29 protein-coding genes and 1 pseudogene are annotated in these 20,956 nt (G+C 55.8%); 12 read left to right on the forward strand and 18 right to left on the reverse strand.

The features are described 5' to 3' along the window. Nucleotides 1-146: cold-shock protein (locus ACRESJ_RS05265; protein ID WP_431756999.1), on the forward strand; the 146-nt coding region annotated here is incomplete at its 5' end. 71 nt (nucleotides 147-217) lie between these two features. Here the strand turns inward: ACRESJ_RS05265 and ACRESJ_RS05270 are convergent. From ACRESJ_RS05270 to ACRESJ_RS05315, 10 genes are all read right to left on the reverse strand, one after another. Further along, a complete protein-coding gene (locus ACRESJ_RS05270) occupies nucleotides 218-535 on the reverse strand; it encodes an I78 family peptidase inhibitor (protein WP_431756957.1) in 318 nt (105 codons plus the stop codon). Nucleotides 536-714: 179 nt separating this feature from the next. Next, a complete protein-coding gene (locus ACRESJ_RS05275) occupies nucleotides 715-1,020 on the reverse strand; it encodes a hypothetical protein (RefSeq protein WP_431756958.1) in 306 nt (101 codons plus the stop codon). A gap of 116 nt (nucleotides 1,021-1,136) precedes the next feature. Next, nucleotides 1,137-2,165 (reverse strand): nucleoside hydrolase, encoded by a 1,029-nt coding sequence (locus ACRESJ_RS05280; protein ID WP_431756959.1) that lies wholly within the window; start codon nucleotides 2,163-2,165, stop codon nucleotides 1,137-1,139. 43 nt (nucleotides 2,166-2,208) lie between these two features. Then, the gene (gene rbsD, locus ACRESJ_RS05285) at nucleotides 2,209-2,613 is read right to left on the reverse strand and encodes a D-ribose pyranase (RefSeq protein ID WP_431756960.1); all 405 of its coding nucleotides are present in this window, start codon (nucleotides 2,611-2,613) and stop codon (nucleotides 2,209-2,211) included. Continuing rightward, nucleotides 2,610-3,527: a ribokinase gene (gene rbsK, locus ACRESJ_RS05290; RefSeq protein WP_431756961.1), complete on the reverse strand. Its 918-nt coding sequence runs from the start codon at nucleotides 3,525-3,527 to the stop codon at nucleotides 2,610-2,612. Before rbsK ends, rbsD begins: the two co-directional genes overlap by 4 nt. Nucleotides 3,528-3,551: 24 nt before the next feature. Next, nucleotides 3,552-4,571 (reverse strand): LacI family DNA-binding transcriptional regulator, encoded by a 1,020-nt coding sequence (locus ACRESJ_RS05295; protein ID WP_431756962.1) that lies wholly within the window; start codon nucleotides 4,569-4,571, stop codon nucleotides 3,552-3,554. A 3-nt stretch (nucleotides 4,572-4,574) separates the two neighbouring features. Continuing rightward, nucleotides 4,575-5,552 (reverse strand): ABC transporter permease, encoded by a 978-nt coding sequence (locus ACRESJ_RS05300; protein ID WP_431756963.1) that lies wholly within the window; start codon nucleotides 5,550-5,552, stop codon nucleotides 4,575-4,577. Next, nucleotides 5,549-7,102: a sugar ABC transporter ATP-binding protein gene (locus ACRESJ_RS05305; protein WP_431756964.1), complete on the reverse strand. Its 1,554-nt coding sequence runs from the start codon at nucleotides 7,100-7,102 to the stop codon at nucleotides 5,549-5,551. The genes ACRESJ_RS05300 and ACRESJ_RS05305 overlap by 4 nt, the downstream gene beginning before the upstream one ends. 55 nt (nucleotides 7,103-7,157) lie before the next feature. Further along, nucleotides 7,158-8,114, reverse strand: coding sequence for a sugar ABC transporter substrate-binding protein (locus ACRESJ_RS05310; protein WP_431756965.1), 957 nt, complete (start codon nucleotides 8,112-8,114; stop codon nucleotides 7,158-7,160). Between the two features lie 175 nt (nucleotides 8,115-8,289). Continuing rightward, a complete protein-coding gene (locus ACRESJ_RS05315) occupies nucleotides 8,290-8,727 on the reverse strand; it encodes a hypothetical protein (protein WP_431756966.1) in 438 nt (145 codons plus the stop codon). 336 nt (nucleotides 8,728-9,063) lie between these two features. Between ACRESJ_RS05315 and ACRESJ_RS05320 the strand changes: the two genes are divergently transcribed. The 3 genes from ACRESJ_RS05320 (at nucleotide 9,064) to ACRESJ_RS05330 (ending at nucleotide 11,302) form a co-directional block, all read left to right on the forward strand. Beyond that, on the forward strand, nucleotides 9,064-10,152 hold the full coding sequence (locus tag ACRESJ_RS05320; RefSeq protein ID WP_431756967.1) for an asparaginase: 1,089 nt from the start codon (nucleotides 9,064-9,066) through the stop codon (nucleotides 10,150-10,152). Between the two features lie 216 nt (nucleotides 10,153-10,368). Beyond that, nucleotides 10,369-10,608, forward strand: a complete 240-nt coding sequence (locus ACRESJ_RS05325) for a DUF1654 domain-containing protein (RefSeq protein ID WP_431756968.1) — start codon at nucleotides 10,369-10,371, stop codon at nucleotides 10,606-10,608. A gap of 4 nt (nucleotides 10,609-10,612) precedes the next feature. After that, nucleotides 10,613-11,302 (forward strand): endonuclease, encoded by a 690-nt coding sequence (locus ACRESJ_RS05330; RefSeq protein WP_431756969.1) that lies wholly within the window; start codon nucleotides 10,613-10,615, stop codon nucleotides 11,300-11,302. 61 nt (nucleotides 11,303-11,363) lie between these two features. On the opposite strand, the gene ACRESJ_RS05335 is transcribed toward ACRESJ_RS05330, so the two are convergent. Continuing rightward, nucleotides 11,364-11,729, reverse strand: coding sequence for an SPOR domain-containing protein (locus tag ACRESJ_RS05335; protein ID WP_431756970.1), 366 nt, complete (start codon nucleotides 11,727-11,729; stop codon nucleotides 11,364-11,366). Nucleotides 11,730-11,980: 251 nt separating this feature from the next. Here ACRESJ_RS05335 and csrA point away from each other — a divergent pair, with 251 nt between their 5' ends. Continuing rightward, on the forward strand, nucleotides 11,981-12,175 hold the full coding sequence (gene csrA, locus ACRESJ_RS05340) for a carbon storage regulator CsrA (protein ID WP_431756971.1): 195 nt from the start codon (nucleotides 11,981-11,983) through the stop codon (nucleotides 12,173-12,175). A 106-nt stretch (nucleotides 12,176-12,281) separates the two neighbouring features. Here csrA and ACRESJ_RS05345 read toward each other — a convergent pair whose 3' ends face one another. Then, complete coding sequence (locus ACRESJ_RS05345) at nucleotides 12,282-12,737, reverse strand: DUF2214 family protein (protein ID WP_431756972.1); 456 nt, start codon at nucleotides 12,735-12,737, stop codon at nucleotides 12,282-12,284. A gap of 215 nt (nucleotides 12,738-12,952) precedes the next feature. Between ACRESJ_RS05345 and ACRESJ_RS05350 the strand changes: the two genes are divergently transcribed. Further along, nucleotides 12,953-13,705, forward strand: a complete 753-nt coding sequence (locus ACRESJ_RS05350; protein WP_431756973.1) for a carbonic anhydrase — start codon at nucleotides 12,953-12,955, stop codon at nucleotides 13,703-13,705. Between the two features lie 56 nt (nucleotides 13,706-13,761). Here ACRESJ_RS05350 and ACRESJ_RS05355 read toward each other — a convergent pair whose 3' ends face one another. Continuing rightward, nucleotides 13,762-13,953, reverse strand: a complete 192-nt coding sequence (locus ACRESJ_RS05355) for a hypothetical protein (RefSeq protein WP_431756974.1) — start codon at nucleotides 13,951-13,953, stop codon at nucleotides 13,762-13,764. 569 nt (nucleotides 13,954-14,522) lie between these two features. On the opposite strand from ACRESJ_RS05355, the gene ACRESJ_RS05360 reads away from it, so the two are divergent. The 3 genes from ACRESJ_RS05360 to ACRESJ_RS05370 all read left to right on the forward strand — a co-directional run bounded on the left by ACRESJ_RS05360 (nucleotide 14,523) and on the right by ACRESJ_RS05370 (nucleotide 16,155). Continuing rightward, nucleotides 14,523-14,813 (forward strand): addiction module antidote protein, encoded by a 291-nt coding sequence (locus ACRESJ_RS05360; protein ID WP_431756975.1) that lies wholly within the window; start codon nucleotides 14,523-14,525, stop codon nucleotides 14,811-14,813. Between the two features lie 368 nt (nucleotides 14,814-15,181). Continuing rightward, a complete protein-coding gene (locus tag ACRESJ_RS05365; RefSeq protein WP_431756976.1) occupies nucleotides 15,182-15,391 on the forward strand; it encodes a hypothetical protein in 210 nt (69 codons plus the stop codon). Nucleotides 15,392-15,837: 446 nt separating this feature from the next. Further along, complete coding sequence (locus tag ACRESJ_RS05370) at nucleotides 15,838-16,155, forward strand: hypothetical protein (protein ID WP_431756977.1); 318 nt, start codon at nucleotides 15,838-15,840, stop codon at nucleotides 16,153-16,155. Between the two features lies 1 nt (nucleotide 16,156). Here the strand turns inward: ACRESJ_RS05370 and ACRESJ_RS05375 are convergent. After that, nucleotides 16,157-16,273, reverse strand: a pseudogene (locus ACRESJ_RS05375) (lysis protein); the annotation flags it as partial. A 128-nt stretch (nucleotides 16,274-16,401) separates the two neighbouring features. Between ACRESJ_RS05375 and ACRESJ_RS05380 the strand changes: the two are divergent. Continuing rightward, nucleotides 16,402-17,154 (forward strand): class I SAM-dependent methyltransferase, encoded by a 753-nt coding sequence (locus tag ACRESJ_RS05380; protein WP_431756978.1) that lies wholly within the window; start codon nucleotides 16,402-16,404, stop codon nucleotides 17,152-17,154. Between the two features lie 8 nt (nucleotides 17,155-17,162). On the opposite strand, the gene ACRESJ_RS05385 is transcribed toward ACRESJ_RS05380, so the two are convergent. Together ACRESJ_RS05385 and ACRESJ_RS05390 are read right to left on the reverse strand one after the other, a co-directional pair. After that, nucleotides 17,163-17,279, reverse strand: a complete 117-nt coding sequence (locus ACRESJ_RS05385; RefSeq protein ID WP_431756979.1) for a DUF2514 family protein — start codon at nucleotides 17,277-17,279, stop codon at nucleotides 17,163-17,165. A 181-nt stretch (nucleotides 17,280-17,460) separates the two neighbouring features. Then, complete coding sequence (locus tag ACRESJ_RS05390; RefSeq protein WP_431756980.1) at nucleotides 17,461-17,892, reverse strand: lysozyme; 432 nt, start codon at nucleotides 17,890-17,892, stop codon at nucleotides 17,461-17,463. Between the two features lie 193 nt (nucleotides 17,893-18,085). Here ACRESJ_RS05390 and ACRESJ_RS05395 point away from each other — a divergent pair, with 193 nt between their 5' ends. Then, on the forward strand, nucleotides 18,086-18,814 hold the full coding sequence (locus tag ACRESJ_RS05395; protein WP_431756981.1) for a class I SAM-dependent methyltransferase: 729 nt from the start codon (nucleotides 18,086-18,088) through the stop codon (nucleotides 18,812-18,814). Between the two features lie 28 nt (nucleotides 18,815-18,842). Continuing rightward, a complete protein-coding gene (locus tag ACRESJ_RS05400) occupies nucleotides 18,843-19,697 on the forward strand; it encodes an NAD-dependent epimerase/dehydratase family protein (RefSeq protein WP_431756982.1) in 855 nt (284 codons plus the stop codon). Here ACRESJ_RS05400 and ACRESJ_RS05405 read toward each other — a convergent pair whose 3' ends face one another. Together ACRESJ_RS05405 and ACRESJ_RS05410 are read right to left on the reverse strand one after the other, a co-directional pair. Continuing rightward, a complete protein-coding gene (locus ACRESJ_RS05405) occupies nucleotides 19,698-20,114 on the reverse strand; it encodes a tail fiber assembly protein (RefSeq protein WP_431756983.1) in 417 nt (138 codons plus the stop codon). Then, on the reverse strand, nucleotides 20,115-20,954 hold the full coding sequence (locus ACRESJ_RS05410) for a hypothetical protein (protein ID WP_431756984.1): 840 nt from the start codon (nucleotides 20,952-20,954) through the stop codon (nucleotides 20,115-20,117). It lies immediately after the preceding gene. Between the last annotated feature and the right edge of the window lie 2 nt (nucleotides 20,955-20,956).

Below are 20,956 nucleotides of genomic sequence, written 5' to 3' on the forward strand. Positions count from 1 at the left end.
CTCAAGGTGGCGGTGACGACCTGTTCGTACACTTCAAAGCTATCGAAAGCGACGGTTTCAAAAGCCTGAAAGAAGGCCAAACCGTTTCCTTCGTGGCTGAGAAAGGCCAAAAGGGTATGCAAGCTGCTCAAGTTCGCCCAGAGTAATTTCCAGGCGCACTAAAAAAACCCCGTCCATGTGACGGGGTTTTTTATGGGCATCTCAAAAGTTTGAACGATCAGCCGCAGTTGACGCGCGTGACCACACGATTGGCATCGGTGTTGAGATTCAGGCGGTCGGAACGGTATTCCAGCGTTACCATGTCGTTAGGCAGCAGGAACCTTGCATTCTGCGCGCCAGCACGAGTACGCGCCTGCTCAAGCAATTCGGGCGAAGCCTTTTTACCAATGCTGAATTCGGCTGCTTTCGCTTCGCAACGGCTGTGACCTGTGTCAGTCGTCGTTTCAGGGTCTGTTGACCCAGTGGTGCCAGTGCTGCAACCGGCCAGCGTGGCAACGGCCAGCAAAGTACCCAATGACGCGAGCTTCCAAGGCATGAAGCCTCCTTTTATCGTTAATTAAGCTGTGATCGTGCGACCGCCAATCCGCTGTTTGGTTTCACGTGACTGAAGTTGGCCTGCTTAGTTGGCCTGCTTTCGCCGCGTAAAAAACGACAAGTTTGCCTGAGCATCGCCCTCTTCTTCTCTCTTCAATCGTGACTGAATATGAACAGCGCTCAATAGACGTCGATGTAGTCGAACGCGGGCTTTGGCCAGTTCTGTTTCAGCGCATTGAATATCTGCATGACCCAAACCTCGTCACTCGCTGCGACTCGCCCGACATACCCGGAGCCCTTCGCCCAGGTTTCAAGGCGAAACAGCAGCCCGTCGATATCGGCGCCTCCCACAACGCCCGATGAAATATAGGCGATACCGCCCCTGGTCACACGCAACTGGGTGTGCTCATCGTCGCTGGCCGAGGCCAGTAGTTGGCGCACAGCCTCAAGGGTCAGGCCGTTGGGAGAGTTCAAGTCGATTTGCACAGCGCGATCCTTTCAGCGTCATCAAAGACCAAGTGTCGCATAGCCCTGCGCTCATACCTAAGTCGGCGTGCCAAGCGCCGCATAGATCCTACAGGCGAAGGCTCACGAGGTTGACCCTACTTCAATCGCGCCAATCGCTCGGTCAGCAGATTGAAAAAGCCCTGGGCGTCGCCGCTTTGAACCCAGAACGCGTTCCTGGGCGCCTTCAAGGTGTCGTACCAGTCAACGATGGTTTGACCGAAGGTCGGGCCTTCACTGCTATCGATCACCACATTGACCGAGCGACCGCTGAACAGCTCGGGCTTGAGCAGGTAGGCAACGACCGTAGCATCATGCACCGGGCCACCGGGCATGCCGTAATGCTCCATATCGCCCTTGATGTACTCATTCAGAATATCGCCCACCAACTTGCTGGCGTTGTTATTCAACGCAGCAATCTGCTTCAGGCGCGCTTCACTGGTGAGGATTTTATGGGTGACGTCCAGCGGCAGGTAGGTCAGTTTCACGCCGCTCTTGAGCACCACTTCAGCTGCCTGGGGATCGGCGAACAGATTGAACTCCGCCACCGGCGTAATGTTGCCACCGTTGAAGTGGGCACCGCCCATGATCACCACTTCCTTGATGCCCTGAACGATGCCCGGTTCCTGGATCAGCGCGAGAGCCAGGTTAGTCTGCGGTCCCAGCATGGCAAGGGTGATACTGTGGGGCTTGGCCGCCATCAGCGTATCGATCAGGTAGTCGACTGCATTGCCCTTGGCCAGGCCTTTCTTCGGCTCGTGGACGGCGATACCGGACAGACCTTCCTGACCGTGAATATTCTCGGCATAGATCGGCGTGCGCATCATGGGTTTTGGCGCCCCGGCGTAGACCGGTACATCCTCGCGCCCCGCCCACTCGCGGGCCAACCGCGCATTACGCGACGTCTTGTCCAGGCGCACATTGCCGGCGACGGTGGTCAGCGCAAGGACGTTCAATTCATCCGGCGATGCCAGCGCAAACAACAAGGCCACCACATCGTCGGCACCGGGATCAGTGTCGATGATCAGATCGATCTTTTCCGCCGCTTGGGCGCCGGTGGCGGTCATCAAGGACAAAAGCAGCAGACTCCGCAGTAAATGGAACAGTTTGAAGACATAGCGATACATGGCGCACTCCTTGTGCAAGATAGAACAGAAAATCCATTACGAATCAGAACGTCACCCCGGCGACCAGCACAATGTTGCAGTACGGCTGGCATTCACCCGTGCGAACGACTGCCCGGGCATACCGGCTAAGGACTTTGAATTGCTCATGACTGAGCAACTCGCGCCGCCCCAGACCCCCTTCGTCATCAAGTTGATCCAGGATTGCCAGCGCCGACGGTTTTTTCTCCAGGATTTCCTGTGCCAGCACATGGCTTTCAACCTGCATTTCGCTGAGCACAACCTTCAAGGTACTGATGAAATCCGGGACGCCGTGGGTCAGGGCCAGGTCGATCAACTCAACGCCGGGTGGCACCGGTAGACCTGCATCGCCAATGACCACGGTATCGCCATGGCCAAGTGAGGCGATCAACCGCGACAAGGCGACGTTGAGCAAAGGTGTCTTTTTCATGGGGTGTTGAACGCCTGAACTTCGGACAGGGTGGGAATCGAGGGTTGCGCGCCAGCCCGGGTCACCGACAACGCCGCGGCGACCTGACCAAGACGAATCGCTTCAACCTCGCTTTCACCGGCAGCCAGGGCAGCGGCAAAACCACCGACGAATGTATCGCCGGCTGCTGTGGTATCGACCGCTTGCACAGTGGGCGCCGGAAAGTGCGCGAAGCTGATTCCATCGGCAAACAGCGACCCTTGGGCGCCAAGCGTGATGATTACCTTGCCGGCGCCCATCTCGATCAATCGGGTCGCGGCGGCTTCTGCTGTTTGCCGAGAATCGACCGGCAAACCACTTAGCGCCGACGCTTCGCTTTCGTTGGGAATCAGGTAGTCGATGTTCGCGTACCAATCCGTCGGTAATGGTCGACTGGCCGGTGCCGGATTGAGGATCACGACTTTGCCCAGCTCTCGACTGCGCTTGAGGGCATGGCCGACCGTTTCATCCGGCACTTCGAGCTGACAAATGACAACGTCGGCGGCTTGCAGCACTGCGTCAAAACAGCCAATCAGCGCCGGCGTCAGCGCACCGTTGGCACCAGCGACGATCACGATCGCGTTCTGGCTATTGTCATCAACCACAATCAACGCCACACCACTTGAGCCCTCAACAGTGCTGACTGCCTGACAATCGATCTGCTCGGCCATCAACGCCTCACGCAACTGTGCGCCATATGCATCGCTGCCAACGCAGCCAACCATCGACACTTGCGCCCCCAGTCGCGCTGCGGCCACCGCCTGATTCGCACCCTTTCCACCGGAAACCGTGACGAACGACTCGCCAATCAGCGTTTCACCCCCACGCGGCAACCTTGGCGCCCGGGTCACCAGGTCCATGTTGAGGCTGCCTATTACCACTACTTTTGCTGGCATACATCGCTACTCATTCATTCAGTTTCAGCGGTATTCAGAAAACACACCGGCCAGCGGTGCGGTCGATTCGCGCGTGACAATGCTCGGTGTGACGATCCGTAGCTCGGTGGCCAGAACCGGCTTGGCAATGCGGCGCAGCAACACTTCAGCCGCCATCTCGCCAAGCTGAAGAATTGACTGACCCACGGTGGTCAACGCTGGATAGACATAGCGGCTCATCTGGATATCGTCGAAGCCGATCACCGATAACTGGGTTGGCACAGCAATATTGCGCTCGGCGGCAGCGCGCAGGACGCCGATACCCATCATGTCGTTGGCCGCGAAAATCGCGCTGGGCGGGTTCTTCGCCAGCAGGATCGCCGCAGCGTTGTAACCGCCGGTACTGGTGAAATCGCTTTCCAGCATGCGCTCACGTGGCACCTCAAGGCCCGCGTCCTTAAGGGCACGGCAAAAGCCGGCCAGACGCATTTGCGCCACACTGGTGGTCGTGGGGCCGCTGATGGTGGCGATATCCCGATGGCCCAGTTCCAGCAGGTGCCGGGTCGCCAGATAGGCGCCGTATTCGTGATCGATCCGCACCAGGTCCGCATCAACGCCTTCCAGCCCCCGGTCGACAATCACCATTGGTGTACGCACGCCTGCCAGGCCCTCTGCCAGGCCGCTATCGCCGCCCGCCGAGGCGACGATCAGGCCATCGATGCGTTTTTCCAGAAGCACGCGCAGGTAACTGCGCTGCTTGTCCGGGTTATCGTCGGAGTTGCAAAGGATCACGCAGTAACCGTTACGCTCGCAGTAATCCTCGATACCTCGGGCCAGTTCGGCGAAGTACGGGTTGAGGCTGTTGGGCACCAACAGACCGATGGTCGCCGTGGTCTTGGCCTTGAGAGACCGGGCTACTGCACTGGGAACGTAGTCGAGGGTTTTGATGGCCTCCTCGACCTTGACCCGTACTGCTTCGCTGACCGGCCGGGTCTTGTTCACCACGTGGGAAACCGTGGTGTAAGAGATACCCGCCAGGGCTGCCACATCTTTGATCGTTGCCATGACTCAGGTCCGCCGGCTTGCGCGTTGACTGCGGTAGGTATCCAGTACCACCGCTACCACGATCACCGCGCCAGTGATGATGCGTTTGGTTGGTTCGGTTGCGCCGATCTGCGCCAGACCGGCCGCCAATACAGAAATAATTAATACACCAAAAAACGTGCTGATGACCGAGCCACGCCCACCCATCAGGCTGGTGCCGCCAATGACGACTGCGGCGATCACCTGCAATTCCAGACCGGATCCGGCATTCGGATCCGCCGCCTCCAGGCGCGAAATCTGGAACAACGCGGCGATACCGGCCAACAACCCCATCAGACTGAACACAAGGATTTTGTAGGGTTTTGGATTGATCCCGGCCAGACGCACCGCTTCTTCGTTGGTGCCGATGCCGATCAGGTAGCGACCGAAAACGGTACGGGTCAACACGGCCTGGGCAATGAAAATGATCAACAAGGCGATGATGAATGAAGGTGAAATCCCGAAGGCGATCGGGTTGGACAACCATGCAAAGGCATCGCCAATGTAGGCCGTACGAGAACCGGTCATCTGGTACGCCACACCTCGGGCCATTTCCAGCACGCCCAACGACACGATGAACGAAGGAATCCGCCACGCCACGGTGATCGAACCGGTGATGGTTCCGGCGAGTGCGGCAGCCGCCATGCCGAGTAGCGCTGCGGGCAGGACGCTCCATCCCCAGCCGAGAATCGCCACGCTGACCGTCGAAGCGGCGAGCGCCAACACCGAGCCCACCGACAGGTCAATGCCGCCGATAATCAGCACGAAGGTCATGCCGACCGCTAGGACCATCAGGTCCGGAATCTGGTTAGCCAGGGTGCTAAAGGTGTCGTAGGAGAGGAAATGGCTGCTCAAGACCGAGAACAGCACAACCATCGCCAGCAAGGCACCGGCCAGGCCCAAGTAAGTGCCGAGGCCGTAGAAATTGCCACTGCGTTTGCCGGCCGAAGATACGGTATTCATGGAAGATCCCTAGGCGCCGCGTCAAAGAGCAGCGCATCACGTTTTTGGTAGCCAGCAAAAGCTGCAGCAAGCAATTCATCCTGGGTCCAGCTGTCGCGCTCGAATGTGTCGATCAGATGCCCCGCCGAGAGCACGCCGATGCGATCGCAGATCAACATCAATTCGCGCAGGTCGCTGGACACCACCACCAGTGCTTTGCCCTGGCGGGTCAGTTCACCAAGCAAGGCATAAATGTCGAACTTGGCGCCGACGTCGATGCCTCGCGTCGGCTCGTCGAACAGCAACACCGAGCAATCACGCTCCAACCAGCGGCCGATCACCACCTTCTGCTGGTTGCCACCGGACAGTTCGGAGACCAGTTGCGCCGGACCGGAACTACGGATGCGCATGGCGTCGATCTGACGCTGGGCCAGCGAAGCCTCTTCGCTTTGATTGACGAACCCGCCGCTGGAAATGCCGGGCATGTTGCCCAGTGCAATGTTGGCGCCGATCGATTGCGTCAACAGCAAGCCTTCGCCCTTGCGGTCCTCGGTGATCAGGGCGATGCCGTGACCGACCGCATCGACCGGTGATCGGATGCTGACAACCTGCGCGGGAGAGCCCAGCGCCACCGTGCCGCTATCTGCGGTATCGGCGCCAAAGATCAGCCGCAGCAACTCGGTGCGCCCTGCCCCGATCAAACCGGAAATACCGAAGATCTCGCCCGCGCGCACTTCGAACGACACGTCTTGAACCTTGTCGGCGCGGGTCAGACCTTTGACCGTCAAGGCCGGGGCGCCGATGTTGCGCAGGCCCATGTCGATGTGTTCACCGAGCTCGCGACCGACCATCAACGTGACCAGTTGCTCGCTGTTGTAATTGGCCATCGGCTCGACGCACACCAGATTGCCGTCGCGCAGCACCGCTATGCGCTGGGCGACCCGGGCCAGTTCTTCGAGGCGATGGGAGATATAGATGATCGACACGCCACGTGCTTGCAGGCGGGTGATCTGCTCGAACAGCATTTCGACTTCACGGGCCGTCAACATCGCAGTCGGCTCGTCGAGGATAAGCACGTGACAATCGCCGATCAGGTTGCGGGCAATCTCGACCATTTGTTGATGACCGATGCCGAGTTCACCCACCAGCGTGTCCGGATCGATCGCATCGAGCCCCACCTGCGCCATGGCCTGGATCGCAGCCTTGCGCAGTTGCTTGCGACTGATCCAGCCACCATGGCTGGGCAGATTGTCGAGAAACAGGTTTTCCGCCACCGACAAAGTCGGCAACAGGTTGAGCTCCTGCATCACCATGCGGATGCCCAGGTCTTCGGCCTGGGTGCGGCTGCCCGGGCGATAATCCTGCCCTTGGAATTGCATATGGCCGGTGGTCGGTGTGACCAAGCCGCCAATGATCTTCGACAGCGTACTTTTGCCCGCGCCGTTCTCGCCGGTCAGTGCCAGCACTTCACCGCGCATGAGCGTCAGGTCGATACCAGTCAGGACCGGCTGGGCGTAGGTCTTGCCGATACCGCTGACCGAGAGGACAGCGTTCGGGTCGCGAACGGACATAAAAACTCTCCATGCGCTCGCCCGGTCGGACGAGCACCGTTGTGTCGCCAGAGGATTACTTGGTAACCAGCTCTACAGGAGTCTCGATCACGCCGTTGGCGCTGCTGTCGACTTTCTCGCCCTTGATGATCTTCAGTGCAGTCTCGATACCGAACACGGCCTGCTTGGCTGCAAACTGGTCGGCCGTGGCCAACACACGGCCATCCTTGAGCATCGGCTTGATGGCGTTGATATTGTCGTAACCGACCACTTGCACCTTGCCGGCCTTGCCCGCGGCACGCACGGCAGACACGACGCCGACCGCCATACTGTCGTTGCCGGCCAGCAGGGCCTTGATTTGTGGATATTCGCTCAGCATGGCGGAAGCCACCTGGTTGCCCTTGTTGATCTCCCAGTCACCGGACTGCACAGACACCACCTTGATCTGCGCGGCCTCCATCGCATCCTTGAAGCCTGCGGTGCGGGCCTGGGCGTTGGTCGTGGTGGACACGCCTTCGATGATGCCGACTTCGTCACCGGCCTGGAGCTGTTTGGCCAGATACTCGCCTACAAGGCGCGCGCCTTTGCGGTTATCCGGGCCTACGAATGGAACGCTGATGTTTTTGCTCTTGACCACCGCCGGGTCAAGTTGATTGTCGATGTTGACCACCGTGATACCAGCATCCACCGCTTTCTTGATCACCGGCACCATGGCCTTGGAGTCAGCGGGCGCGATGACCAGCGCGTCAACTTTGGAAACGATCATCTGCTCGACGATGCGGATCTGGTTGGCCGTGTCCGTTTCGTCCTTGATCCCGTTGGAAATCAGCTCGAATTCGCCGGAGTGATCTTTCTGGTAGGCCTTGGCGCCATCTTCCATGGTCAGGAAGAATTCGTTGGCCAGGGATTTCATGACCAGAGCGACTTTGGGTTTTGCAGGCTCCTCGGCGAAAGCCGAAGAAACAGGCAGCGCGGCGGATGCGGCAGCCAGCATAGCGACAGCGAGAAGACGTCCAGCGAATGGCAGCTTCATGGGTTCACTCCGGTCTTATGATTATTGTGAGCAACGCTTGCGCTGGCGTAAGCTGCATGCCGTTCGCTAATGGATTTAGGCCATTAGCGGGGCTGCGCAAACGTTTGCGAAGACCGGACTATGCGAATCTTGTCGAGATTTGTCAATGACGAGAAAACGCCTTCTGAGGCGCCCTTCACGCCGTGGTACTGATCACACTCCCGGAACCTGCCAGCTCTTTTACCAGAGCGGCCGCCACCTGCATCAGCGCTGCGGAGGTATCGGCTATCTGCGTCTGAATCGCCATGACCGCCGTGGCCTTTGCCTGCGCCGACTGGAAAGAGGCGGCCTGGGTTGCCGCCAATTGCTGCTGTTGTTCACGTAGTTGCTGCTGCAACTCCTGCATGCGCTTGAGCAATATCTGCACCGCGACGCTTTGGTCACTGCCGGCGCTTTCGGCTTGTTCGCTACCCTGCGCACCGCCTCCCGGGCTGACAGATATTTTCTTGTCCCCTTCCAGCGCAGAGCCTTGCGTCGAGGTTTCAGATGTCGCGTCGCCCGAGGACTCGGTCGAAGGCGCTTTGCCACCGATGTTGAGCATGGACGCATTTGGAAAACCGATGGTCAACGACATGGAGACTCCCTGAAAAATATTCCTTCAAGGGAAATCGACCTGTGCACCGTTTTCTTTAGCGCTAATGCGCGAACTTTCAAGATCGGAAGATTCAACAGATTTTCGGTGAGCCGAACGGAAAACCCGCAATTAGTCGGAAACCCGGACAACCCACAATGTCCCGACGTTGAAACAACGTTTAAAAATCTAAACAAATCATTAACTTAAACGCGTTTCTCAATACGAAGTGTGTCTGGTACAGATCCTGCTCTTCTGTGGTACCCCAGCATTCAGATCAGCTGGGGCGGATCTAGATGAACTTGCATCAGCACCGTCTCACGACTAGAGAGAAAAATAATGACATCTGCTTTCAAGACCTTTGCTCCGGGCGCCTTGGCCCTACTGCTGCTTCTCCCTGCTGCCCTTCAGGCAAAAGAAGCCGAACCCCAACAGAAACTGGCGAACGTGGTCATCCTGGCCACCGGTGGCACCATTGCTGGCGCGGGTGCCAGCGCTGCCAACAGTGCGACCTATCAAGCAGCGAAAGTCGGCGTCGACAAGCTGATCGCCGGCGTGCCGGAACTGAGCCAGGTGGCCAACGTTCGCGGCGAGCAAGTGATGCAGATCGCATCCGAGAGCATTACCAACGACAACCTGTTGCAACTGGGCCGTCGCGTGGCCGAACTGGCCGATAGCGACGACGTCGATGGCATCGTGATTACCCACGGCACCGACACTCTCGAAGAGACGGCCTATTTCCTGAACCTGGTGGAAAAAACCGACAAGCCGATCATCGTCGTTGGCTCCATGCGTCCAGGCACCGCGATGTCGGCCGATGGCATGCTGAACCTGTATAACGCAGTGGCTGTGGCCAGCAGCAAAGAAGCCCGAGGCAAAGGCGTGCTGGTCACCATGAACGATGAAATTCAGTCGGGTCGTGATGTCAGCAAAATGATCAACATCAAGACCGAGGCGTTTAAAAGTGCCTGGGGCCCGCTCGGAATGGTCGTCGAGGGCAAATCCTATTGGTTCCGCCTGCCAGCCAAGCGTCACACCATGGATTCAGAGTTCGACATCAAAACCATCAAGAGCCTGCCAAGCGTCGAAATCGCGTACTCCTACGGTAACGTCAGCGATACCGCTTACAAGGCACTGGCCCAGTCTGGCGCCAAAGCGATCATTCACGCCGGCACCGGTAATGGCTCGGTATCCTCGCGAGTCGTCCCAAGCCTGCAAGCCCTGCGCAAGGATGGCGTGCAAATCATCCGCTCTTCCCACGTCAACGCCGGTGGCTTTGTTCTGCGCAACGCTGAACAGCCCGATGACAAGTACGACTGGGTCGTGGCCCATGACTTGAACCCGCAAAAGGCACGCATCCTGGCCATGGTCGCACTGACCAAGACCAATGACAGCAAAGAGCTGCAGCGGATGTTCTGGGAATACTGATTCACTTTCGCCCGACTGATTCCAGTCGGGCACCCCTCGCGCCACTCGCCAGCCTTGGCGAGTGGCTCGCACGTTGCGCCTGCCAAAAAAAATCCCTTTTCGTCCTACACCAAATGGAACAAATCGCTGTCAGAGGATGTTCTTGAATTTTAAGCAGTTGCGAAAATTCCTACAGTTAAATACTGTATGCACGTACAGCTTAATAAGGATAATTCCATGGACACCTCCTCTACCTCAGCCGACGCCTATGTACGCATGGGCAATCGCGTTCAGAAAATCATCAACTCACCCACCGCACAAAAAGCCAAGGCCGCGCTGATCTTCCGACTTGCGGACGAACCCGTGGATGAGTGGGAACGCTTGCTCGAAGAAATCGACGAGAACGACAACGTCACCCTCGCTTATCGCGATGACGGCGGTGTGCAGATTTTCTGGGTTGTGCCGAAGGAAGACTGATTCAATGAGTGTTCGTTGTTTAGCGTTACTGTTTTTGTTGTTCACCATGGGAGCCCAGGCCGATGCGCCACGGACCTTCAACGAAGCCAAGAAAGTTGCCTGGAAGCTGTACGCGCCTCAATCCACCGAGTTCTATTGCGGCTGCAAGTACACGGGCAACCGAGTGAACCTCGCTGCCTGCGGATATGTGCCCCGCAAAAATGCCAAGCGCGCTTCACGCATCGAATGGGAGCACATTGTGCCGGCCTGGCAAATTGGCCATCAGCGCCAGTGCTGGCAGGAAGGTGGACGCAAGAACTGCACGCGCTACGACCCCACTTATCAGAAAGCCGAGGCAGACCTGCACAACCTGGTACCCAGCATTGGTGAGGTGAATGGCGATCGCAGCAACTTCAGTTTCGGCTGGCTGCCGGAGCAATCGGGCCAATATGGATCTTGCCTGACGCAGGTTGATTTCAAGGCGAAGAAGGTCATGCCACGCCCTTCGATTCGCGGCATGATCGCCCGGACTTACTTCTACATGAGTAAACAGTATGGTTTGCGCCTGTCGAAACAGGATCGGCAACTGTACGAAGCCTGGGATAAAACCTATCCAGTCCAGGCCTGGGAACGTCAGCGCAACCAGAGCGTGGCGTGCGTCATGGGACGCGGCAACGAGTTTGTCGGCCCGGTGGACATGAAAGCCTGCGGCTAAACGCTTTAAACACGCAAAGGCCTCGGACTCCATATCCGAGGCCTTTTTCGTTACTGCTCCTTTATTGAGCTGCTGGACGCTCGAGGACCAGTACTTCGATATTCTGCTTCTTTGCCTTGACGAGCGCTGCGTTCACTTGCGCCTGCTGGGCCTCGGCATCCGCCTTGGAGCTGTATGGCCCCATCAAAATCCGGGTCTTGCCATTTTCCCGAATGACGTTGGACATGAAGCTATGCTCGATCATCCAGCCGCTGAGATCGCTGACCGCCTGCGGTGTCTCGCCTCGCACTTCGAGATCCCACTGTGGTCCCGTGACCTGCGCCGGTGCCGCCGCCGCTGTAACCTGCGGTTTTGGTGCATCGACATTCTTGCCTTCACCGCATCCCGCCAGCGCCAATACTGCGATTACCAAGACCATTTTGCGCACAGCGTTTCCCTCTGATCGCCAAAAGCGTGGATTTTAACACTCATGAATACTTCGCGAGTGCCGCAAAATGGGCACAAAACAACGAGAATGATGGTTGCGGCCTCTGTATAGTTACGCCTTGGGAATTAATGCTGTATCTGCGCGTCAGAAAGAGGCACCCAAAGCGTGAGACTTCGCACTAATCTATACATAACACCGACCTCTGCACTGTCCGAATCAGGTGCCCCACAAAGCAAATCAAGGAGAAGACCATGCTGATACTCACCCGCAAAGTCGGTGAAAGCATAAACATTGGTGATGACATTACGATCACCATCCTCGGCGTAAGCGGTCAGCAAGTCAGAATCGGCATCAACGCCCCTAAAGACGTTGCGGTACACCGCGAAGAAATTTATCAGCGCATTCAGGCCGGCCTGACCGCCCCGGACAAACCGCAGAACCCTTGAATCCTGATGCAGTCAGTAGCCAGCCCGTTCACCCCCCGGAACGACGGCTGGCTAAAGATTCATGGCGCATCGCCCTTCACTCGTCCCCTGCACAAACACCGCTCGACTACCCCAGCGTTACCCCCCGCGCCATGCCAGTGGCCGCTACCACCATCAACAACACCAACAACGCCTGGAAATGACTGATACGTGCAAACAACTTCGCACGCCCGGCATCGATGGTCGCGCCACGAGCCAGCGCCACCCGCCACTTGATCAGGGTCACCATCGGTGCCACCTCCAGCAGCAGGATAAGTACCAATAGCGTCATCTTTAGATGAAACAACGGCTGTTGCAGGTAATAGTCCGTACCTTTTTCGTACCCGCCAAAAGCCCGCATCCCACCTGTCACCAACAGAATGAGTGCAGAAATCCCCCAAAAGTTATCCGCAATCAGCACGCTTCGAGCATCACCAGCGCCTTTGGCCAAACGCTGGAAATTCGTACCACGAACCAAAACCGCCCAAAACCCCAGTGCAAACGCCAAAAGGTGTACTGCCGCGAGAAACCAGTGAGTCAGCATCGAGAAACTCCTGTCAGGTCGACTTGAAACAACCTGACAGTAGTAGTTGATCAATCAACGGATTGCACTTGCGCGCGAGCTGCCACTTACTGGACATCGCGGAAAATATAATGTCGTACACCGTCTAGACTTCACCATTGCGCTGCTGCAGGTCCCTGCAAGCAGCACCCCCAACAGCAGTTACTCCCACCGAATTGACCTGAGTACACAAAATCATGTGTGAATCATGCGATTCAAACGCTGCTTCAACCCCCAATGAGCGTCGCCGTTTTCTTCGGATTGCCGGGTTAGGAGCCAGTGCCCTGCTACTGGCCAGCACACTGCCCAACCAGATCGTTCAAGCAGCCGAAAAAACCTCCGCGCCCCCAAAACCCAAAAACGTCATCAACCCGGATGAGGCACTGAAAAGACTGATGGCAGGCAATGAGCGCTATGTCAGCGGTAACTCGCAGACCCACGACTTCAAGGACGAGCGCGAAGCGTTGGTGTCCGGTCAGAACCCGTTCGTGGCAGTGTTGAGTTGCTCCGACTCTCGTATTGCCCCCGAATACGCTTTTGACACAGCACGAGGCGATCTTTTCGCCGTACGCCTCGCCGGCAACTTCGTCACCGATGAAGGCCTGGCGAGCCTCGAATACGGCGTGGCAGTGCTAGGCGCACCGCTCATTCTGGTTTTGGGACATGAAAGCTGTGGCGCCATCGAGGCCGGCGTAAAAGCGGTCAAAGAGCACACGGTGTTCCCCGGGCAGATCCCCAAATTGACTGACGCCTTGAAGTCATCTATCGAAACCGTAATCAACCAACCTGGAGATCTGGTGGCAAACGCGACCGCGCAAAACGTCAAAAACTCGGTCGAGCGCCTCAAGAAAGCCACGCCACTGCTGACCGACGCCCTCGAGAAGGGCAAACTGAAAATTGTGGGCGGCATCTATCGCCTGGCGACGGGAAAAGTCGAACTGATTGCCTGAGCTGCATCGCAGCGAACCCCAGATACGAAGAGCCCAGCGCAATGGCTGGGCTCTGGTTACTTTCTGTGTTCCATCATTTTATCGGCGAGGGTTCTCGCCCGCTCGATCAACAGATTCTGCCTGTCTTCGTGAGTAGCCCCACCGACAACAGGTGCTGTCAGATTACTTTCGGCAATCAACGCAGCGCAGAAATATTGATCCCAGACAGACTTCTCGGATGACTGCTTGTTCACTTGGTCGGAGATCATATGCGACTCCTCTGGATCAGGTAGCAGCGTCTATTTTACGCCTGAATCACAGCGCTACAGGATCCATCTCAGAAGTACATGAGTGGCGATCCATGGGGACGCTGCAAACACAGTCCATTGAAGTACAAGGCAAATGGACAAGTAAGCCGCAAAGAACCGAATCATCGCTCGCCTCCCCATCAACTCCCCTCCTGCCTCGTTAACCTGCAAACGTTTGGTCGCCCGTTCTGGTTGGATGCAGTTATGTGCCGACAGTTCAATATCGAGTAGAAATGGTTTTCATTCGGCGAGCAGTAACACGGAGTGAAGGGGCTAAGTTTTGGTGCGGGATTTGATGGAGGTGAGTGATCACGCCATTCGAATACGCCAATTAAGCGGGTGTTTTCGACCGCTATCTTGCTTTACCCGCGCATTTACCCCGCGCCTGAAAACCAAGAAAAAGTTTCTTTCAGAAGGTGATATCCCGACGAATGGTCTAGATTTGTCATGGGTCTTTCCAGCGACTCTGGCTCTACCCAATGCTTCAGCTGAAACATCACATAAGTGCCAGTTGTTCTCTGGAGGTCTCTATGCGAAACGCAGAATTGGCTAAGCCGGATAGTCGAATCAGTGACAAGGGACTTGCCGCCCTCTTGGAGAACTGCCTGAATACAAATGATCCCAGTGTTTTGGCTGATGCACTGGGCACAGTTGCGCGAGTCAAGGGAATGAGCCAGCTGGCGCGTGATACAGGCGTCAGCAGAGCGACTCTGTACCGGGCACTTTCCAAGGATGGTGATCCGAGCCTTTCTGTCGTTCTGAAAGTGGCCACGGCGCTGGGTATAAAGATCAAGATCGTTGTTGTCACTGTGCCGACCTGAAGGTGAAGCGCAGTGGTCGTTTACCCAAACTCACGAGGTTTGCCCAAACGCCAGACAACAAAAAAGGGCCCACCTTTCGGTGAGCCCTTCCAGACCGCCCAGCAGAGCGGATTTTGTTTGGTAGGCGCGATTGGACTCGAACCAACGACCCCCACCATGTCAAGGTGACCCCGAAACCAACGCAACTACCTGATCTATATAGGAAAACAGGTGTTTCTGAGCGGGTACAAAAGCCGCGTATCGCCCTATAAGAATCAATAACTTAGCGTTGTATATTCCTACAGTAGTCCCCTACCCCGGCGTCCTGCCGACCGTTAATTATCCTTTCAATGCAGTGCTACGCTTGACCTCAAAACAGAGGATTAGCGATGCCACATTCAGACCTGCTCCCTTCCCTGCTTTTCAAGATCAATGAGAACCAACTCGCCCTCGAGGCAGCGATCATGGAACTGTCAGAGTGGGTAGAGAAACACGGCGGCGCGGAAGTCGCCGAGAACGTACGTGGCGCCATGGTCGCAATCGACCGCAACGAGGAATTCATCAAGATGACGCTCGCGGTGATGATGACTCCGGAGTAGTCACGGACTCGCAGTGCGGATTAGCTGGCGTATTCTGGATGTGCCAAACAAGGGGTTTCAGCGCATTCTGAAACCCCTTAATACCCCTGCCGGGAACATCAGTTGGTACAAAAAGTGGTACGAGATTCATCCCTCCTTTGGCTTCCTGCCGACCTGCGACAAAGCCCAACACGCCAGTGATGCAGCAGTACTAACGGAAACCAGCTACAGACCTCATATTCCAAAGGTATGCATTGCTAGCTGTCTAAAACTCTAACCCGATGTAAGCGCCTTTCGGGCCAATGAAACCGAGCAAGGTCGAGGTAGTTTTAGACAGCGTTTTACCCCTTCCCCGGCGTCCTGCCAAATAAACACCCACTCCAAATTGCACTGTTCGTCACCCTCCCCTCGCAGAAACGTCGCGCCTCTATTACTGTATATCCAAACAGTATCAATAAGGCCTTCCCGTGAACCAGTATGAGATCGAAGACACCAGCGACTGGCTGGGCAGCCCAACACGCCTTGAAACCGTCAAGCACTACGCGAGCATGCTCGAGGAAGACATCCACGGTCTGAAATGCCAGCTGCAGTCAGCCAAGGAAAACATCGCCGACCTGGTGAATATGAACGATAAGCTGTCGGACGAGCTGAAGAAGGCTCGCACCTGGATGGCCAACCTCGAAGCGGAAACCACAGAACAGCTGGCTGAAATTCAAAGCCTGTCGCTGGTCCGTGATCAAAACGAAAAACTGCGCAGGGAACTGGAGGCAGTCAAACGCCAGTGAATCAGCGGCTCACTTCTTTGACGTAGGCCTGGCACGCCGCCAGCGCGATCAGTCCTTGGTCACCGGAGTCCGTGATTCCGATAATTCGTTGAGCATGCGCTGGGTCAAGTCGGGCGCGCGCTATAAAAGCCGTTGGAGCCATTTTCGAATTTTCACAGAACTAACAAACCTGTTACATTCCTGAAGCTTGAAATTCGCCAAATTGCCCCATCAAAAGAAAATATTCTAAAGCAGGAGTTGCTAAGGATGTCGTCCGCACGCGAGCCATTCCCGACTGATTCGTTTGAAATTCTTGCTGCTGAAGAGCCAAGGCATTGGTGGTTTAGAGCGCGAAATAAAGTGATTCTGTGGGCTCTGAAGAATCAGGTAGGCCGATTCAAGAGTTTTTTAGAAGTCGGCTGTGGAACTGCGTTTGTTTTAGAGGGGGTTAAAAAGGCTTACCCGGGCGCGGAACTCTGTGGATCTGAGTACTTCGAAGAGGGGTTGGTTTTCGCCAAAAGGCGATTGCCAGATGTAACCTTTAAACAACTTGATGCGACGTTGATGTCCGAGGAGTCTCGTTATGACGTCATTGGCGCATTTGACGTGATCGAGCACATTGATCAAGACCAGATTGTCCTAAAAAACTTGGCCCGCGCACTGAAGGAAGGCGGATCTTTAATGGTCTCAGTACCACAGCATATGTGGTTGTGGTCGCATGTCGATGAGTACGCCTGCCACGTCCGGCGATACACGAGATTGGACCTAATATCGAAGATTGAGTCGGCTGGGCTCAAAGTAAAATACACCACTTCATTTGTAAGCTTTCTCGTCCCACTGATGTGGCTGTCCCGCCTCCGAAAGCACAAGGGGGAATATGACACGCAGAAGGAGTTTCACATTCCGGGGTGGCTTAACAAAAGTCTTGAGACGGTAATGAAACTGGAGCTTGGGCTGATTAAGATCGGCCTTACTTTGCCATTCGGGGGCTCTCTACTCTTGGTCGCTACGAAACCATAACTTGAGCTCTATCGAAGCGCGTTATATATCAGTTCACACGTCACTCCCCGGGCTCTGGCTTGGTCAGCAACTGCCGCCAGTTCACCCGCTCGCTGGTCAGCGCGCTTGAACACGTCGGCAAGCACAGCGGCGGCGCGGGCAGCTGCCTCGTTTTCGGCCTTAGCATGGGCGTCCTTCGCGTTTCTATCGTTCTAAGCCGATTGCCACTCGACATCCTTCACCGACAGGCCGTGGTGGTAGGCGCCGAACAGTGCAGCAGCGACCAGGCAATCGAAGCTATATAAGGAAGGACGCGCAGAAGAGTTTTCATGCGCCCCCCAGGAACAGCTTGCGCTCAGCTTCACGACGCCTGGTCAGGCCTGAAAGCACTTGGCCGCCCGCCTTGTTCCAGCGCAGAAACTGCTCAGCAGTCCCGGCATAATCAACAGAATTGAGCAGCTTCAGTAGCATCGATGATCCAAGATTGGTCGCACCTAGGTTGTAGGTGAAGCTCATCAGCGCATCCCACTGGTTCTGGTTCAGTGGCACCTTTACCAGCCGATCGATATCAGGCTCGAAACGACTGATGTCGTTCTGCAGCATTCGCTCGGCCTGGTCGGCAGTGATCTTCATACCAGCCACAACGCCACGAGTAGCACCGTACCCGATGATCCACACTCCCACCGAGTCCTGATAGGCAACCAATCGCAGCCCTTCGAACGACTTGATCAGGCTCACTCCTTTTTGTGATGTACGCATTCGTCAAACTCCGGAAACAAAAACGCCGGCTTTGGCGACGGCGTTCGGGAGGATCTGCAGCAGTTGCTGCGATGTGATGGGCATGGGTTTCTCCAGGAAAAAAACGCTCGAAGGCGGGAGTAAAAATTCGAATGTCACTTAGTGCTGTATATTCAGCAACCTACAAACCATTGCCTTTACATCGGAATAAATGATGGATACGTCGAACCACCTGGACTCCTACATCAGCGCCTACGGAGATGGGTTTGCCTTCTCATTCGATAATGATCTGATGCTCAACTGGTATCCGACACGCATCATTGAGAAAACACCCGCTTCTGCACGCGTCCTTGAGCTGGGTGTAGGGCATGGATTCACCACGCTGCGATTTGCGAATCATTTTGCGCGAACGGTAGTGGTAGATGGTTCTGCAGCAGTAATCGAGAAGTTCCGCAGAGAAAACCCAGAATGCACTGCGGAAATAATCGAAAGTTATTTTGAAACCTTCGAAACGGAAGAGCGATTCGATGTGATCGTGATGGGCTTTGTGCTAGAGCACGTACAGGACCCTGAAGTCGTACTTCGACACTTCAAAAAATTCCTTGCGCCCGGCGGCCGCTGCTTCATTGCCGTGCCGAATGGACAGTCGATGCACCGTCAACTAGGCCACCTTGCTGGTCTATTGGACGATATGATGTCGCTTGGGAAAGGTGATCTGGAGCTTGGCCATCTACGCCAGTATTCTAAGGCAAGCCTAGTCGAGCAGTTGCATGCCTCTGGATATCTCACTAGCTCGGTTGAAGGTATTTTCTTGAAACCATTCACTACGAATCAACTAAAGCAGCTTGATCTAAGTCCTGCAATTACCACAGCCTTATGTCGTCTTGGCGTCGACTATCCCGAATTGAGCTGCGGGCTTTTGGCTGAAGCTGAATTGAACTGATCCACACCCTCAACATAGAAGGCAGGGCATGAAAATACTGATCGTTGGTGGCACTTCGTCTTTGGCGCAGGCTTTAAATCCAGTGCTGAGTCAATTTTCCGAAGTGGTAACTGCCGGCCGCGCTGGGTGCGACTTGACTCTCGACCTCGCCTCCCCGGCCGAAAACATTCAGATTCCGTCAGGCATCGACGTAGTCATAAACGCAGCCGCAAGCTTTCCTGGAACAGCAGCCGAAGATCTTCGGCACGCTCAAGAGGTCAATGTTTCTGGCCTGCTAAAGCTTTGCGAGGCCTGCACCAAATCAGGTGTGGGTCACCTGGTTCACATTTCGAGCATTTTCGCTCGCCTTGACCAAGGCTCGCCGATGTTCGGCGCCTACTCTCTGACAAAGCGGCATGCAGAAGATGCAGCAGAGCTTTACTCGCGCCAATTCGGCCTTCCGCTGACGATACTGCAGCCAAGCCAGTTCTATTCGATCGGCAACTCCCAACGCAAACATCAAGCATTGCTTTACACAATGATTGACCGCGCAGAGAAAAATGAAGATATCTTCATATATGGTAAGCACGACGCTCTGCGCAACTTTATACATATCAACGACATCGCACAGATAATTGCACGAGTTGTTCAGACTGGAACTCTTGGCAAATTTGCTTGCACAAGTACTTCTAACTCCACTCTATCGGAACTCGCCGCCGCCGCGATCAAAGCGTTCGGTAGCACTAGCCGCGTCAAATTTCTTGAGGACAAGCCAGACGTTGCAGATATTGCGTTCGCCGTGGATGACGACCTCTATCAGCGAATTGACTACCGTCCAAAGATTTCCATCTTGGAAGGGATGCGCAAAGAGGCCGAGCACCGGCGAAGCATCCAACCTGCCTGATTATGCGGGCGAGACCGGCCAATCTGGTGACGGCGACGTCAGATCGACCAGCTGCAGCGCCCGGTAATACGCCTGCCAAGCCTTAGCCGCCAAGGTTTCTTCGTCGGTGGCATTGCCCAGATTGGTAGCCAGGAAATACGGCACCATTGCCTGGGATGCTTGAGCGTTCAACGTGGCTAGGGTTGCTGCGTTGATCGCCGTATAGTCAATCGGTATCACAACAGGCGCAGCAAACACCGAGCCGTTATACGTCCAGCCCTGTTCCGGCTGTGGGTCAAGCCCAGAAATGTCGACAGTAGCTGCGACAAACTCAGAAGTGAACCGTTCTGTGATGGGTATCTCATCACCTTCCTCATTGGTGATAGGGGGGATAATTTCAAACACTTTGCCGTTATATATGTATGCGTGTGTCTTCATTTATGCGTACTCGTAGATAATGACGATGCCCGGCTGACCAGCGCCGCCAACATCTGCGGCCTTACTTGCGAAGTTGTAGTTACCTGACGCGCCAGAGCCATATCCTGAACCAGATTTAGCGCCGGGAGTGGTTGGGGCTGGGCCACCACTACCAAGCGGCCCGCTACCGCCATTTGAAGTAGGTGCAGTACTGCTGCTTATCGAAATGGCAAAGCTGGAGGATTGACCTTGATAGCCGGCGATGTTGGCACCGGATGGGGTTGGAGAAAGTCCGCTCCCAAGAGTAACAAAAGGGCCTGTGTTTGCAGTTGCAGGGCCAGCCACACCACCGAGACCGCCGGGTGCCGAGATCAAAACGCCAATGCTCGATGCGCCGCCGTTGCCGCCTGGGTTAGCACCAGCAGCGCCAGCAGTACCCGCCGTACCGACAATTATGGAAGCCCCGTTAAACCCCGTGATGAATCGACCTTTTGCATAGGCTCCATATCCGCCGCCAGTCGAAAGAGCATTCTGCCCTGCAGCTGTAGCTGCTACGCCACCACTACCACCACCGCCTCCGACGAGTTCGGCGATGATCGACTTCGTCCCCGTCGACGGCGTGTAAGTTCCATTCGCGGTGAAAACCTGAACGCCGATGAGGCGACCTTTCAGCGAGTCAAGAAGGTCGGCAGCTCGGCCTTTAGTTGGAGTCACCCCGGCAGCAGAAAGTACAGCCATGATGTTTTCTTGGACGTCGTTCATCCAATCGTCTGTGACAACCGTTGCTGCAACCCCGCCAACCGGATCGCCATCTGTGAATTTGTTGTCGACCGTGGCTCCAGGCCCGTCAATTCTGTGCATTC

It is taken from the genome of Pseudomonas sp. (assembly GCF_050739655.1).
GTDB lineage: Bacteria > Pseudomonadota > Gammaproteobacteria > Pseudomonadales > Pseudomonadaceae > Aquipseudomonas.